Annotated in this window: 15 protein-coding genes and 1 pseudogene; 10 read left to right on the forward strand and 6 right to left on the reverse strand. The window is 44.8% G+C overall.

Annotated features, from left to right (window positions below; all coding sequences use genetic code 11):
• Window positions 1-3: 3 nt before the first annotated feature.
• Together ZX61_RS11035 and ZX61_RS11040 are read left to right on the forward strand one after the other, a co-directional pair.
• Window positions 4-1,251: an NAD(P)/FAD-dependent oxidoreductase gene (locus tag ZX61_RS11035; RefSeq protein WP_049844680.1), complete on the forward strand. Its 1,248-nt coding sequence runs from the start codon at window positions 4-6 to the stop codon at window positions 1,249-1,251.
• A 124-nt stretch (window positions 1,252-1,375) separates the two neighbouring features.
• The gene (locus ZX61_RS11040) at window positions 1,376-1,627 is read left to right on the forward strand and encodes a DUF3081 domain-containing protein (RefSeq protein ID WP_049844681.1); all 252 of its coding nucleotides are present in this window, start codon (window positions 1,376-1,378) and stop codon (window positions 1,625-1,627) included.
• Between the two features lie 94 nt (window positions 1,628-1,721).
• Here the strand turns inward: ZX61_RS11040 and ZX61_RS11045 are convergent, their stop codons facing one another.
• Entirely contained in the window at window positions 1,722-2,084 is a 363-nt protein-coding gene (locus ZX61_RS11045) for a DUF413 domain-containing protein (protein ID WP_049844682.1), read from the reverse strand.
• A 197-nt stretch (window positions 2,085-2,281) separates the two neighbouring features.
• Between ZX61_RS11045 and ZX61_RS11050 the strand changes: the two genes are divergently transcribed.
• Entirely contained in the window at window positions 2,282-3,178 is an 897-nt protein-coding gene (locus tag ZX61_RS11050; RefSeq protein WP_049844683.1) for a LysR family transcriptional regulator, read from the forward strand.
• Between the two features lie 145 nt (window positions 3,179-3,323).
• Here the strand turns inward: ZX61_RS11050 and ZX61_RS11055 are convergent, their stop codons facing one another.
• Window positions 3,324-3,527, reverse strand: a complete 204-nt coding sequence (locus tag ZX61_RS11055; RefSeq protein WP_049844684.1) for a hypothetical protein — start codon at window positions 3,525-3,527, stop codon at window positions 3,324-3,326.
• Window positions 3,528-3,679: 152 nt separating this feature from the next.
• Between ZX61_RS11055 and ZX61_RS11060 the strand changes: the two genes are divergently transcribed.
• The 3 genes from ZX61_RS11060 to ZX61_RS11070 are packed head-to-tail and all read left to right on the forward strand — an operon-like array spanning window position 3,680 to window position 5,916.
• On the forward strand, window positions 3,680-5,044 hold the full coding sequence (locus tag ZX61_RS11060; RefSeq protein WP_049844685.1) for a DNA-3-methyladenine glycosylase 2 family protein: 1,365 nt from the start codon (window positions 3,680-3,682) through the stop codon (window positions 5,042-5,044).
• Window positions 5,041-5,520, forward strand: a complete 480-nt coding sequence (locus tag ZX61_RS11065; RefSeq protein WP_049844686.1) for a methylated-DNA--[protein]-cysteine S-methyltransferase — start codon at window positions 5,041-5,043, stop codon at window positions 5,518-5,520. The genes ZX61_RS11060 and ZX61_RS11065 overlap by 4 nt, the downstream gene beginning before the upstream one ends.
• Window positions 5,521-5,916 carry a hypothetical protein gene (locus ZX61_RS11070; RefSeq protein ID WP_049844687.1) on the forward strand — a complete coding sequence of 132 codons (396 nt, stop codon included), beginning with the start codon at window positions 5,521-5,523 and terminating at the stop codon, window positions 5,914-5,916.
• Between the two features lies 1 nt (window position 5,917).
• Here ZX61_RS11070 and nhaD read toward each other — a convergent pair whose 3' ends face one another.
• The gene (gene nhaD, locus ZX61_RS11075) at window positions 5,918-7,354 is read right to left on the reverse strand and encodes a sodium:proton antiporter NhaD (RefSeq protein ID WP_049844688.1); all 1,437 of its coding nucleotides are present in this window, start codon (window positions 7,352-7,354) and stop codon (window positions 5,918-5,920) included.
• Between the two features lie 322 nt (window positions 7,355-7,676).
• Between nhaD and ZX61_RS11080 the strand changes: the two genes are divergently transcribed.
• The 3 genes from ZX61_RS11080 to ZX61_RS11090 are packed head-to-tail and all read left to right on the forward strand — an operon-like array spanning window position 7,677 to window position 10,014.
• Complete coding sequence (locus ZX61_RS11080; protein ID WP_049844689.1) at window positions 7,677-8,414, forward strand: nucleoside recognition domain-containing protein; 738 nt, start codon at window positions 7,677-7,679, stop codon at window positions 8,412-8,414.
• Window positions 8,414-8,881, forward strand: a complete 468-nt coding sequence (locus tag ZX61_RS11085) for a YjiG family protein (RefSeq protein ID WP_049844690.1) — start codon at window positions 8,414-8,416, stop codon at window positions 8,879-8,881. The genes ZX61_RS11080 and ZX61_RS11085 overlap by 1 nt, the downstream gene beginning before the upstream one ends.
• Before the next feature lie 8 nt (window positions 8,882-8,889).
• Window positions 8,890-10,014 (forward strand): M20 family metallopeptidase, encoded by a 1,125-nt coding sequence (locus tag ZX61_RS11090; protein WP_049844691.1) that lies wholly within the window; start codon window positions 8,890-8,892, stop codon window positions 10,012-10,014.
• 72 nt (window positions 10,015-10,086) lie between these two features.
• Here the strand turns inward: ZX61_RS11090 and ZX61_RS11095 are convergent, their stop codons facing one another.
• From ZX61_RS11095 to ZX61_RS11105, 3 genes are all read right to left on the reverse strand, one after another.
• Entirely contained in the window at window positions 10,087-10,260 is a 174-nt protein-coding gene (locus tag ZX61_RS11095) for a hypothetical protein (protein ID WP_235431329.1), read from the reverse strand.
• 88 nt (window positions 10,261-10,348) lie between these two features.
• Window positions 10,349-11,659 carry a hypothetical protein gene (locus ZX61_RS11100; RefSeq protein ID WP_049844693.1) on the reverse strand — a complete coding sequence of 437 codons (1,311 nt, stop codon included), beginning with the start codon at window positions 11,657-11,659 and terminating at the stop codon, window positions 10,349-10,351.
• A gap of 179 nt (window positions 11,660-11,838) precedes the next feature.
• Entirely contained in the window at window positions 11,839-13,143 is a 1,305-nt protein-coding gene (locus ZX61_RS11105) for a dicarboxylate/amino acid:cation symporter (RefSeq protein ID WP_049844694.1), read from the reverse strand.
• A 380-nt stretch (window positions 13,144-13,523) separates the two neighbouring features.
• Here ZX61_RS11105 and ZX61_RS11110 point away from each other — a divergent pair.
• Window positions 13,524-13,856: pseudogene (locus ZX61_RS11110) on the forward strand (LysE family translocator); the annotation flags it as partial.
• Window position 13,857: the final 1 nt, after the last annotated feature.

Raw genomic sequence — 13,857 nt, forward strand, 5'->3', positions numbered from 1 at the left:
ATTATGATTAAAGAGTCAACTCAAGTTGTCATTGTCGGGGCCGGGCCATCGGGTTCTACGGCTTCTGCATTGCTTCATGCGCAAGGTATTGAGGTGATCGTTATCGAGAAGGCGCGATTCCCGCGCTTCTCAATCGGTGAGAGTTTACTTCCTGCTTGTATGGAGATAATTGAGCAAGCGGGTATGCTTGATGCAGTTAATCACTATGGCTTTCAGTACAAAGATGGCGCAGCGTTTCGGTGTAATGGGGTATATACCGAGTTTGAGTTTACCGATAAGTTTAGCGCAGGGCCTGGAACGACGTTCCAGGTACAACGTGGCAACTTTGATAAGGTACTGGCTGATAGTGCGCAACAACAAGGCGTGGAGATTCGTTATCAGCATGAGCTAGCCGAGTTGAAATTTGTTGGCAAACGCTCTTTATTGACAGTCAAAGATCAAGCCGATGATAGTTACCAGATTGAGGCGGACTATATACTAGATGCGAGCGGATTTGGTCGAGTGTTGCCGAAAATGCTGGATCTAGAACAACCTTCTTGCTTACCTCCGCGCAATGCTATCTTCACCCATATAGTTGATAATATAGACTCGCAAGATATCGAATATGATCGCAACAAGATTCTAATTTCTGTTCACCCAGACAATCATGATGTTTGGTATTGGTTGATTCCATTTTCAAATGGCGTGTGTTCTTTTGGTGTGGTGGGAGAACCAGAGTTCTTCGAACGTTACCCTGAGGATAAGATTGCAGCGATCAAACAGCTTGCTAGTGAAGAAGCAGGCCTAGCTAAGCTACTGGTAAATGCCGAGTACCCTAACCCTGCTGGGGAGTTGGGCGGTTATTCGGCAAATGTAAAGCAGCTTGCCACTCAGCACTACGCGTTGTTGGGCAATGCTGGTGAATTCTTGGATCCGGTGTTTTCTTCTGGCGTAACCATTGCGATGAAATCAGCTCAGTATGCTACCGAGTGCGTTGTTAAACAGCTTAGCGGCGAAGAGGTTGACTGGGACAAACAATACGCTGAGCCACTGATGGTTGGTGTCAACACTTTTCGTACCTATGTAGAAGGTTGGTATAACGGCGATTTACAGGATGTTATTTTCTATCAGAGCCCGACCCCACGCATTAAACAGATGATCAGTTCTATCTTAGCGGGATACGCCTGGGATCAAGACAACCCATACGTTAGAAATAGTGAGCAACGTCTTCGAACTTTAGCCGAATTGGTACGCGAGAATACAAACGCTTAGAGTTTGATTTATCTCAAGGGTTTAGTTGGCGAAAACCTCCAAGTTTGCTCATACTTCTAAGAGTGAAGTCGGTGCCCATCTAAACGTCACGATCCTTGTTTGGATGGTAACAGGAGGTTAGCGTATGAAAAATGAACTCGACCCAACCAAAGTTTTACAAGCTTATGAAACCGTTATGGAGAATGGTTCCCCAACAGAACATGGTAAGATCTATGAAGGGGTAGAAGCTTTCTCTGATTACGATGGTTATAACGTTTATATGCGAGGTAACGGTGTGGAACTTAAAATTGGTTTCCACAATACCTATCATTTGGAGTACGACCAAGAACACCTTCGAGATAGTTTTCTGAAAAAGGTCGCCATGCTAGCTAAATAAGAAAAGCCCAGAAAGCGAAACGCTCAGGGCTTTTCTGTTTGACAACGGCTATCGAGTCAACTCGAGCAATTACCTGTACTTATGATTAATGGGGTTAGCTTTCTTCAGCTAAGCTAACTTCATCTGAATAGTCCTCAATGCTATTGGTATCAATTCTGTTGCGACCATTAAGTGTGTGGAAGCGTTTTCGGCCACGAGCCAGTTGAACGTATTTCAGCCACACGCGTTCTAACTTAGATTTGGCTTTACCTGGGTTAATCAAGACTTTGACGAAGTGTTTTTCTTCTGCATTCTCGGGTTGAAGAGCGCCAGACTCCAAACCAAGCATGGTATCCCCATAAAGGGTTAAGATATCTTCTTCGCCGATCGTAAAATCACCAGACTTAGCAAAACCGCGTGGAAACTTAGCGTTGTCGTAAAAACGTTTTTTGCCATGACGAAATTGAGTGTCAGACATTTTGGTAGCCTCTATAAAAACCTACATGGGTGAACTAAAGCGAAAAGTAGGCGCAAAATTCATAAAAGAAAAACAAAACATTTCTATCGTAACTATCGAATAGTTTTATGAAATCTAGATAACAGTTTCGTGACTTGAAGATGATTAATATTTATTGTTCTTTCTAAACTTCCAAGATTGTCGGTAGAGGAAATCCAATGGACGTAAAAGTCTTTAGAACGTTTTTAGAACTGGCTCAAGTTCGGCACTTTGGCAAAGCGGCAGAAAATTTATATATCACCCAAGCAGCAGTGAGTGCACGGATCAAGCAGCTAGAGAGCTACTTTGACACACAACTGTTTATTCGTGACCGCAATAACATCAAGCTCACCTCGGCAGGTGAGCGACTCATTGGTTACGCAGACGTCATGGTGAGCACCTTACAGCAAGCGAAACTGGAATTGTCGTTGGAAAGCGGTAAGGCGTTGCAATTGACACTTGGCGGTACGCCTAGTGTTTGGGATGCATACTTGCAAAACTGTTTAAGCTTGGTGACAGATGAATTCGACGGCTATGGTTTTATGGCTGAAATCATGGGGCGCGAAGTGTTATCCCGTAGCTTGCAAGAGCGTACCCTTGATATGGCGTTTGCTTTTGATCAAATCAAAGCGGACGAGCTTACCTGTAAGAAAGTGGCCGACGTGATGTTAATTTTGGTCTCTACCCAACAACACGGACTTGATACCGTATTCCAAGACAAATATGTCTATGTGGATTGGGGCACTAAATTTGCTTCGGAGTACGTTGAGCGTCATCCCAAGATATCAGCGCCTTACCTAAGAACATCAACTGCTCGTATTGCTTTGGACTTTATTCTAGAAAAAGGTGGTAGTGCATATTTACCGGTGTCTTTGGTGGAACCTTTTCTTGCTACCAGTCAGTTATTTAAGGTTGACGGTGTGGAAGGTTGGCAGCGTCCAATTTATTTGAGCTACCGTAAAGCGAGCACTTCGATAGAAGCGATCGAGCAAGTCGAAGAGCTAGTCAAAACCATCGACCCCGTAACTGCATTCAGTCTTCAACAGATGGCTGAGTGTCCTGTAGAGAATGAATAGCTAATCAGTTTTTATGTAGCACGCCTCGATTGTGTCGAGGCGTTAATATTTCGACCACTCCAAATCGATTGATACCATGTAATCACGTAACCCAACGTAGCTTTGACACTTTATTTGGGTGACAGCGATCGCCTCTAGGCCTTTCTCAAAGACTCATTAAACTTTCTATGGATTCTTCAATACTGAGTTCATGATAGCTCTGGATGGACCGTCCATCATGAGCATCGATCAAGATGCGTTGTATGTTGGTGGGGCCGTGATGATCAATGAGACCTAATGTTTGTTCCACATTGTCACACGTCATGGTGAGCTCATCATTGAGTACAATGGTGCAAGAGTGCAGGTTCATAGCCAACTTCCTTATTATTTTTTGGGTCTGCATAAATAACTTTAGAAGAAGAAAAACAGTTGGCAAATTCGATTGAGTTCCGAAAATGGCTAGTAATTGTTGTGTCACGAATTAGACTGTAGATAACAGTTTGAACAATATTGGAAAACCGCATGGAAAGTGGCTTTGCTATCTTGACACAAAAAGATTGTCACAATGCCAGAATCGCGCGTGATAGCCGATTTGATGGGCGTTTTTATGTGGCAGTTAAGACGACGGGGATTTTCTGTCGACCTATTTGCCCGGCCAATCTGCCAAAGGAAGAAAACGTTGAATATTACTTCGACAAGGCACAAGCGTTGCAAGCTGGTTATCGTCCTTGCTTGCGCTGTAGGCCCGATAGTGCGCCAAGCTCTTGGGCGTGGAAAGGGGTCGAAGTGACTTTTCAGCGTGCTGTAAAGCTTATTGAACAAGGGGCTTTGCACCATTCCTCTTTAGTTGAACTCTCGGAGAGACTTGGCATTAGTGATCGCTATTTGCGCAAATTGTTTAATCAGTATCTTGGTATGTCTCCCAAACAATATTCGCTTTATTACCAGCTGATGTTTGCTAAACAACTGCTACATACTAGCCGTTTGTCGATTACTGATGTCGCTTTGGCAAGCGGTTTCAATAGTGTTCGCCGCTTTAATGATGCCTTTAAACAGGTAATGAAAATGCCACCTTCTCAGATAAGGAAAAACTCCGCAGTGCGAATTGAATCAAATCATATCGACCTTGCATTTCGTGGCCCGCTAGATTGGCAGCACATGTTAGATTTCTACCGACTAAGAGCGATTGATGGATTAGAAATAGTGACGGATGATAGTTACCAAAGACACTTCGAGTTTGATGATCACTCCGGATGGTTTTCTATATCAAATCCCAAAGCTGGTGTTATGCGAGTGGAATTTAGGTTGGATGATATGGCATTACTACGCAGCTTGGTCAATCAGGTAAGGCGTATGTTTGATTTAGACAGTGATATCTTACAAATTGAGCAACACTTATCTCAGATCGAACCGCAACTGGTCACGCATTCTGGGATTCGGATTCCGGGTGTTTGGAGTACCTGGGAGGCAGGCGTTAGGGCAGTTTTAGGCCAACAAGTGTCTATCAAAGCCGCGATTGGTCAATTAAACTTACTCGTCCGCACCATGCAACCTGAAGGAATCACACATTTCCCCACTCCTTCGGAAGTTGCAGGTGCCGATCTGAGTTTTCTGCGTATGCCAAAAAGTCGTAAAGAGACCTTAGCGCGTTTTGCTCAGTTTATGATTACGCACAGACAAGCTCCGCTTGAAGAGTGGCTAGAACTAAAAGGCATTGGCAGTTGGACAGTCAATTACGTCCGTTTGCGAGGTGCCTCAGAGCCCAATTGTTTTTTAGACGGTGATCTTGTGGTTAAAAAAGCCCTTATGCAGTTTCCCAATTTATCGACGACGAATGTGTCTCCTTGGGGAAGCTACGCGACCTTTCATTGTTGGAGCCATGCATGAATAAAAGATACACGACCTATACATCACCACTTGGCATTATGACATTACAAGCTGATGATGACGGATTGCTTGGAGCCTGGTTTGAGACTCAGACTACACAACCTAACAACTTAGGTGCATATAAGGAAAACGATCCTATACTTACTAAAACAATCAAACAGTTAGAAGAATATTTTTCCGGATTTCGTACCGAGTTTGAACTTCCTATTTCAGCCAAGGGAACAGTATTTCAACAGAAAGTCTGGCAAGTGCTCACCACAATTCCTTTTGGTGAAACGTGCAGCTATCAGGATCTTGCCAACGCGATTGGTAATCCCAAAGCAGTGAGAGCCGTAGGACTAGCAAATGGTAAAAATCCTGTATCGGTAATTGTTCCATGTCATCGAGTGATAGGAAAAAGTGGTAAGCTAACAGGATATGCTGGTGGCGTTGAGATAAAAGCGAAGCTTTTGGAGCTTGAAAAAAGAGGTAGTTAGATGACAAAGCAGCGGCAAGCAATATTAGTAATGATTGGCAGTTTAATGTCTACTGTACTGCTTGGCTGCTCGGAAGAAAAAACCGAGCGTATGCTGAATCAAGAAACTTACTCTTTTACAGGTGTGTTCGAAAATGAATTTAATGGTGATTTGCTTGAATTTAAAGACGCCAAAGTCACCATCATTAAGGAGGAAGGGCTCGATTATACTAAGCCCTTTGAGGTGGAAGATAACTACCTAACTATTCAGATGCGCAATAGCTCTAAAGAAAAGCGCGAAGACATTGTGATGCGCATCCATGGTCAGCAAGAACTTCTTACTTGTAGTATTTGTGCCAAGTACCAGCTATCTAGTACTTGGCAAAAACGAGATTTTGTCCCGTTGCCACGTAATTAATTTAGGTGAATAGGCCACCATTCAGCATCATATGGACGGCGATACTCGCGGCATACCCTATTGAGATAACGGGCATCCATTTTAAGTGACCGAAGAAGGTGTATTTACCATGGGCAGCTCCCATCAGTGCTACCCCCGCGGCTGAACCAATAGACAGTAAGCTACCCCCAACCCCTGCCGTTAAAGTGACAAGTAGCCAATTGCCCATACTCATGGTTGGTTCCATGGTAAGTACGGCAAACATCACAGGAATGTTATCGACAATCGCAGAAAGAATACCCACCATGATGTTGGCCCATACTGGATCCCATTGGGTATACATAACTTCAGAAATCATTCCAAGGTATCCGAGCAAACTCAAACCGCCGACACACATTACTACGCCATAGAAGAACAATAGCGTGTCCCACTCGGCATGTGAAACACGGCGAAAAACATCAAATGGCACCACCGAACCTAAACGTTTTAGCGCGTTATCATCGCGGTTTTCAATGGCAATCAGGGACTTCTTGTGTAACGAAGCTTTAAGTGTTCTGCGGAGGAAAAAACCGAAGAATTGAAGATAGGCTAACCCCATCATCATACCGATCACAGGAGGGAAGTGAAGCACAGCGTGGAAGGCAACCGCTGTAGCAATAGTAAGAATAAATAACCCGACAATACGTCTTGCGCCGCGCTTCAGTTCAACATGTTGGTGAACAACATTTGGACTCGCATCCGGTACAAACATCGACATAATAATCGCCGGCAGAACGTAGTTAACCACTGATGGAACAAACAGCGGCATAAATTCGGCAAAAGAGACATGGCCTGCCTGCCAAACCATTAGGGTGGTGATATCTCCAAATGGGCTGAATGCGCCACCAGCGTTGGCTGCGATAACGATATTAATACAAGCAAGGTTAATAAATTTGGTGTTGTCGCCTGCAACTTTCATCACCACGGCACACATCAGTAGCGCTGTCGTCAGGTTATCGGCAATGGGGGAGATGAAAAACGCTAAAATACCGGTTAGCCAGAAAAGGGTTTTAAAGTTAAATCCTTTGCCCACCATCCAGGCTTGCAAAGCATCGAACAGCCGACGTTCTTCCATCGCGCTAATGTAGGTCATGGCAACGAGCAAGAACAACAATAGCTCTGCGTACTCTAACAAATTGTGTTCAAGGGCGGCCTTGGCAACCTCAATTTGCTCATGTTGAGAGTAGACATAACCGATCATCGCCCAAATCACGCCTGCAGCGAGTAATACGGGCTTAGATTTTCTGAGCTGTAGATACTCTTCAAGCATGACTAAGGTATAGGCGATAGCGAAAATGACTATCGCGGCATAACCAATCGTCGATTGGGTAAGAGGAATAATTTGGTCAGAAGATGGTGCTGCGAATGCTGAAAAGGGCAGAAAAAAGAGTGTTACAAAGATCGACCACTGTAATTTCATACTTTCACTCCTTTGAAAGCTGATTGTTGTTTTATGTTTTGTGGATACATTCTAAAGACGAATTGATTTTCGGTATGTGAGGTAGGTTTGATCTGCTTGAATTGTCAGGGATAAATTAACAGATTATGAATCTTTATGATATGCAATGTTGATTTTATTGGTTGGTTGTATCTTCTATCTATGCGAGTAATCACAAAATATGATCGTGACCAACAGTTAAAAGTTTGTTCGAATTACTACTTGATACGGATCATCATACTGCGGGTAACTTTAAGTCAAGATCTTATGTGTTCTGTTCCACATATGAATACATAGGTGACTTATGTCTAATCCAACTCAAAAAGAGCGTAAGGTGACATGGGGTTGTTACGCCGCATTAGCCTTCGCAGTAGTGTTTTTCTCTGGCTTGATGAAGTCAAACGAATGGTATGGTGTACTTGACTTTACCACTCTGAACGGCTCGTTTGGTTCAGTGGCTTACGATGTTAAAGAGACAGCGGAAGGCGTTGCAGCAGCAACCACTTCGTTGCGTGGTAAAGGTGGTAGCGGAGCTCGTGACGGCTTTATTTTTGCTTTGACTTTGATTCCAACCGTCATGTTTGCGCTTGGAGTAATAAACGTACTTGAACATTACGGCGCACTGGACGCTGCTCGTAAACTTCTATCTCCTCTACTACGTCCTTTGATGGGCATTCCTGGCAGCTCAGGTCTTGCATTAATCGCTTCTTTGCAAAGTACCGATGCGGGTGCAGCCATGACTCGTCAGCTTAAAGATGAGGGCCGCTTGACCAAGCGTGAAACCGATGTCTTTACCATGTTCCAGTTCACCGCTGGTGCTACGATTGTGAATTTCTTCTCATCGGGCGCGGTACTTTTCACACTCACCATGACAGACGGCTCACTCGCCGTAACTTCGTCTATCGGTTTGGCGGTCGCCATTATGTTTATCTTTAAGTTTATCGGTGCGAACTTGTTCCGTATTTATCTAAACATTACGGAAGGTAAAGAAGACAAACAAGATAAAGACAATGCGCAAAACCTAAAACAGGAGACAGCATAATGAGCGAAGTCAAAGCGAAAAAGCCGATGGTGACAGATATCTTCGTTGAAGGTGCAAAAAAAGGCTGGGTTATTGCGACAACCTCAACGGTTCCCAATGTTTTGATGGCATTTGTGATTATCAAAGCGCTGCAAATTACAGGTGCACTTGATTTAATGGGGACCGTGTTCTCACCCATTATGGCGGTATTTGGCCTGCCGGGAGAGGCGGCGGCAGTACTTATCGGTGCGTGGATGTCGATGGGTGGCGCTGTGGGTGTGGTCATCACGCTATTTGATCAAGGTATTCTTAACGGCGCTCATATTGCAATTCTTGCCCCTGCGATATACCTAATGGGCTCTCAGGTGCAGTACATGGGGCGCATTATGGGCCCCATCGGAACTGAGGGTCGTTATATCCCGGTTATGATTGCGATCTCTGTGCTAAACGCATTCGGTGCAATGCTAGTCATGAACCTATTTGTCTGAGGGTAAGTATGAGATTTTCTTTAACTGACTATTTAGAAGAGTTGCGTACATTAATTGATGTTGACTGCGGTACTTACACAATCAATGGTATTGAGTTTGTGGCATCTCAATTTGAAACTAAATTCACAGCATTGTCCGGTTGGAGCATTAAGCGTGTTGATTGTGGTAAAGCAGGGGTGGGTCTAGAAATTCGCAACCAGCCGCAAGCTGAGCAGATCGACGTGATGCTGATTGGTCATATGGACACTGTATTCCCAGTTGGCACAGCGGAACTAAGACCGATGACATGGGATGCTAAGAAAGCCTATGGCCCTGGGGTTTCAGACATGAAGTCTGGGTTGCTTAACATTGTTTATGCAATGCGCAATCTTGAAAAAGCAGTTCTAGATAAGCTTTCTATTTGTATCTGTATGAACCCTGACGAAGAGACAGGCTCATTAGACTCTGTTGAGTGGATTCAGTCGGTCGCCAAACAGGCAAAAAACGTTTTGGTAGCTGAAGCGGCGCGTGCTGATGGTGGTTTAGTCAAAGCCCGTAAGGGTATGGCGCGGTACAAGATTAGTTTTAGTGGTGTGGCTGCACATGCAGGTAACGAGCCAGAGAAAGGTCGCAGTGCAGTTACTGAAATGGCTAACTGGATCCTAGCCATCAATGGTATGACGAACTATGAGTCGGGTACGACGCTCAATGTTGGAATTGTTTCTGGGGGCGCAGGCGCGAACATTGTACCAGAGCACGCGGAAGCGATTGTTGACGTCCGTTTCTGGAATAATGTGGAATACGATGACGTGGATACGCAGCTTCATGGTTTGGTGAAAACGCCGTTTGTCGATGGCGTGAAGATTGAACTAGATAGAGAAGCGTATAAACCTTCGATGGTGCCAAGTGCTGCGACTGAGTCTTTAATGACTTTGGTCGAGCAGTCAGCGCAAGAGCTGTCGATTGATATCAACTGGAAAGAAGTCGGTGGCGGCTCTGATGCTAACAACGCGGCTATTCTGGGTGTCCCAACATTAGACGGCCTTGGCCCGATTGGAGCAGGTTTTCATAGCGACCAAGAGTACTTGCTTTTAGAGTCGATTGAGCCACGAATCAAGATGTTAATGCGAGTGATTGAAAAGCTAGCAAACTAAGATCGATTCAAAGCCTACTCAATCCCCAGAAATTACTCTGGGGATTCGTTGGTTTGGTGGCAGAGTCGATTTTCATAGTTGTGTGCGAGCGTTGAACTGGGTTGATTCAATAATCTTGACTGTTACACCCTCGATAATTTCTGGTATCTCTTCTAGTAGATAAGCTGGCCGCGAGCTATATATCACCAAGCACGCTTCTCCATTAGTTTGACCAATAGCGACACCAGTGACTCCGTCTATTTTCATCCACTCACTTTGCCACTTCTTTTGTAGCCTTTCTAGCTCAGACATGTCAGTTGAAGTTAAAGCCCAGCCAGTGCTGGGCTTTCTGTCATTAGAAATGAGTCGATGTGGTATTTGAACATGTACTGGTGCCAGTTTCACAGACCTTGTGGCTATAGCTAGCTCCGCCTTTACTATTAATATGATCGGTATAGAAACCAGAATTACTAACCGTATCGATAATTGCATCATCTCGGTAAATATCCACGATTGCAGCTTCACTACCAGACCAATCCAAGTTCACCTTGTGTAGCCCTTTCACCTTGTATCCTGAGGCCGTTAAGGAAAAGTCACCGCCCGGAGGTGGTGGAGCTGAGTCAACCGTTACTCCAAACCGAGTCAATACAGGTTGAATAGGTGAGGCAATAGTGTATGAGGAGGAACCCGCAAACAGCAATCCGACAGGATCATCACTACTCGTTACGATCAAGGAACCAGAGTCACCACCTGCGCTAAATGTCCCAGGGGTAACAACAATTTGGCCAACAAACAGAGCCAATTTGGTACAGGTCGACGAGCCTTCATAACAAACATTAACCGACGCATTAACAGCATCAACAGTCCCTTGGGTAAAGCCCGTAGTCCGACCATACTTTTTAACTGCTAAACCAACAAAAGCGGTCGCTACTGAGCTATTAGGAATACCATAGCCATCTTCTGGTGTGGAAGTGGTTAACTCTCCTGGGCTTGTTATTGCGATAGCCGCATCCATGATGTTACTGGAGCCGTCAAACCATATCGGCTCGTAATCTATCAATGTGGCAAAAGTATCATTTTCTTCTGTGCCGCCATCAAAAGGTCCTGGCTGGAGCATGTTTTCAGGAATGTTGGTGTCATTTGAGTTAGCAAACACATGATTGTTACTTAGTGCAAAAACATTTGTACCGTCTGTGACGCGAGCGCCTATGGTGCCCGCAGTAATGGCTGGATGGCCAGTAGAGACCCCAATAGGCACCGGTCGTTCAAAACGTGCCGTTGGGTCGACGGGATCAGGATCAGGGTCTGAAAAACACTCAGGTGGGCGTTGCGACGGCGGACCTCCACATGTGGGTGGAGCTAAGGAATAGAATTTTCCTGTATAGATTTCTTTAACTGCGACGCCATCTAACCACTTAGGGGTACCTCTTGGGCTGGGACTATCGGTAAATACAACAATGATTCCCTGCCCATTTTCATTAATGGAAAGACCGTGTCCAACGACACCAGATGTCTCAAGGAGTGAGTTACCGTGCTTGGCTTGGGCTTGTGCGGCAACCGCTAATCCAGGAGGCACGTCAAATGGTGGGGAGGCTACTGTGGTTAGCGACCACAAAACACTAGTGATTAGGGCAACTAGCGATATAAACCAATGATTGGATTTCATGAAGCGTACTCCCCAATTAGTTTAATTGATTCATTTATCAATTATGGTATTAATTGAGAGTTTTTGCCTTTGAATACGCAAAGAAATGAAGGAATCCAGAAGGGGGGGGGAGAACTGTTTGAGTAGAAAGAGAAAACCCGAGAAACAAATCTCTCGGGTTTATAGTAATGAAAGTGCGGTTAAGCTTGAGAATGTTTCAGATGAACTTCTTCTTCTTTTACGCCCGCCATAGGGTCGTTAAATCGAGCCTCATCCAGCGCACCTTCAGACTTAGCCACAATTACAGTAACTGCGCTGTCACCTGTGATGTTTACTGCAGTACGAATCATATCCAGTAAGCGGTCAACACCCATGATAAGTGCGATCCCTTCAAGTGGTAGACCAACTTGGTTAAGCACCATTGCTAGCATGACTAGACCAACACCTGGGACACCTGCAGTACCAATAGATGCAAGAGTGGCCGTCATGATCACCATCAGGTAATCACCCATGGTAAGATCAATGTTGAATGCTTGTGCGATAAAGGCTGTCGCAACACCTTGCATGATCGCAGTACCATCCATGTTAACTGTGGCACCCAATGGCACTGTGAAGGAGGAGACGCGGTTCTCGACACCCATGCGATTCTTAGCGGTTTCCATGGTTACTGGAATCGTTGCGTTTGAAGAAGCGGTTGAGAAGGCAAACATGACGGCATCTTCCATTTTCTTCAAGAAGGTAATTGGGCTAAGACCAGTAAAGCCTTTTAGCATGACACTGTAGGTCACCAAACCGTGAAGTACCAAAGTTCCCGCAAGTACCAAGAAGTATTCCGCAAGGTTAACGATCGCGCTTAAACCTAACCCAGTGAATAGCTTCGCCATTAGGAAGAACACACCGTAAGGGGCTAGATTCATTAGAATAGCGACGAGCTTCATGATCACTTCATTTAGATCAGTAAAGAATGCAGCAATACGTTCGCCTGGCTTGCCTGCGGCACTGATTGCAACACCGAATAGTACTGCGAATACGATAACCTGTAGCGTTTTACCTTCTGCCATCGCGCTGATCGGGTTAGTCGGGAACATATCAATGATGACCTGACCAAGAGACGGCGCTTCCGCTGATTTAAACGAGCTAGCGGCAGTTAAGTCTGCGCCTGCACCCGGTTGGAAAAGATTACCCATGGTGAGGGCTAGTGTGATTGCAACGGCTGTGGTTGCAACATAGAACGCGAGCGTTTTACCGCCCATACGACCTAGTGTAGAAAGGTCTTTAAGTGAGCTTGTACCGCAAACTAGTGATACAAAAACTAGTGGGACAACAAGCATCTTCAAGCTAGCGACGAAGATCTGGCCGCCGACTTCAAATAATCCATTTACAATGTATGCATCGACAAATCCGTTGTCAGCAAAGAGACTGCGAATCGCAAATCCCGTCAAGATACCTGCAACCATACCTAGAATTACGCGGCTGGTTAGCGACATTGGTTTCTTGGTATTCATAGTGAACACTCCTTATAGTTATGCACCTTGAGTTCACTTCAAGGCGAGCTGGAGGTTATCAGGCAGATCGAAAAATAAAAAAGCAAAATAACTGAGTAGAGTAATAGATGTGACATTTATCACTCGAATTTCGGGTTGTTTAACAATGTCTTAACTGTGCGTGCTGATTGAATTACGATTGATTTACATTCTGTAACAGTTGTGGGTCTGTCTGTTAATAATTGCAGTTTTCTCATTACTTGAGAGCCTAAGTGCATATGCTGGTATGAGGGGTTTTCAAGTGCATACATAATCGACATCTATGCAGTTTTGTACTTGAAATCAATGAACTAAAGCTGGTCTTCTATCGGCAGTAATCCCTCGATCCTTCCTATAGTGGTCTAGCCATTAACCTAGATGAGCAAGCTCCGCAACCTTCAAGTGATTGGGATTTGGTGGTGCAAGGCTTTGTCACTGCGATCGCTAACCCTAAGGGCTGGGCGTTTATGATCTCTTTACTTCCTCCGTTCATCGACCAGAGTGCTGATTTAGCCCCTCAGCTTATCGTGTTGGTCTCGATAATCTTGGTATTCGAGTTTATCTGTATGACCTTGTACGCAACTGGTGGGAAAGGGCTGAAACGCCTACTTGGACAATCGCAAAACGTTCGACTTCTTAATCGTATTGCTGGAACGCTAATGATGGGTGTTGGTGTTTGGTTGTTTATGAGTTAGC

Source organism: Vibrio sp. VPAP30, from assembly GCF_001188205.1.
GTDB lineage: Bacteria > Pseudomonadota > Gammaproteobacteria > Enterobacterales > Vibrionaceae > Vibrio > Vibrio bivalvicida.

What these genes read in the sequence shown, in the direction of transcription:
- ZX61_RS11035 (WP_049844680.1), top strand. Translation starts at nt 4, where the DNA reads ATGATTAAAGAGTCAACTCAAGTTGTCATTGTCGGGGCCGGGCCATCG.
- ZX61_RS11040 (WP_049844681.1), top strand. Translation starts at nt 1,376, where the DNA reads ATGAAAAATGAACTCGACCCAACCAAAGTTTTACAAGCTTATGAAACC.
- ZX61_RS11045 (WP_049844682.1), bottom strand. Translation starts at nt 2,084, where the DNA reads ATGTCTGACACTCAATTTCGTCATGGCAAAAAACGTTTTTACGACAAC.
- ZX61_RS11050 (WP_049844683.1), top strand. Translation starts at nt 2,282, where the DNA reads ATGGACGTAAAAGTCTTTAGAACGTTTTTAGAACTGGCTCAAGTTCGG.
- ZX61_RS11055 (WP_049844684.1), bottom strand. Translation starts at nt 3,527, where the DNA reads ATGAACCTGCACTCTTGCACCATTGTACTCAATGATGAGCTCACCATG.
- ZX61_RS11060 (WP_049844685.1), top strand. Translation starts at nt 3,680, where the DNA reads ATGGAAAGTGGCTTTGCTATCTTGACACAAAAAGATTGTCACAATGCC.
- ZX61_RS11065 (WP_049844686.1), top strand. Translation starts at nt 5,041, where the DNA reads ATGAATAAAAGATACACGACCTATACATCACCACTTGGCATTATGACA.
- ZX61_RS11070 (WP_049844687.1), top strand. Translation starts at nt 5,521, where the DNA reads ATGACAAAGCAGCGGCAAGCAATATTAGTAATGATTGGCAGTTTAATG.
- nhaD (WP_049844688.1), bottom strand. Translation starts at nt 7,354, where the DNA reads ATGAAATTACAGTGGTCGATCTTTGTAACACTCTTTTTTCTGCCCTTT.
- ZX61_RS11080 (WP_049844689.1), top strand. Translation starts at nt 7,677, where the DNA reads ATGTCTAATCCAACTCAAAAAGAGCGTAAGGTGACATGGGGTTGTTAC.
- ZX61_RS11085 (WP_049844690.1), top strand. Translation starts at nt 8,414, where the DNA reads ATGAGCGAAGTCAAAGCGAAAAAGCCGATGGTGACAGATATCTTCGTT.
- ZX61_RS11090 (WP_049844691.1), top strand. Translation starts at nt 8,890, where the DNA reads ATGAGATTTTCTTTAACTGACTATTTAGAAGAGTTGCGTACATTAATT.
- ZX61_RS11095 (WP_235431329.1), bottom strand. Translation starts at nt 10,260, where the DNA reads ATGAAAATAGACGGAGTCACTGGTGTCGCTATTGGTCAAACTAATGGA.
- ZX61_RS11100 (WP_049844693.1), bottom strand. Translation starts at nt 11,659, where the DNA reads ATGAAATCCAATCATTGGTTTATATCGCTAGTTGCCCTAATCACTAGT.
- ZX61_RS11105 (WP_049844694.1), bottom strand. Translation starts at nt 13,143, where the DNA reads ATGAATACCAAGAAACCAATGTCGCTAACCAGCCGCGTAATTCTAGGT.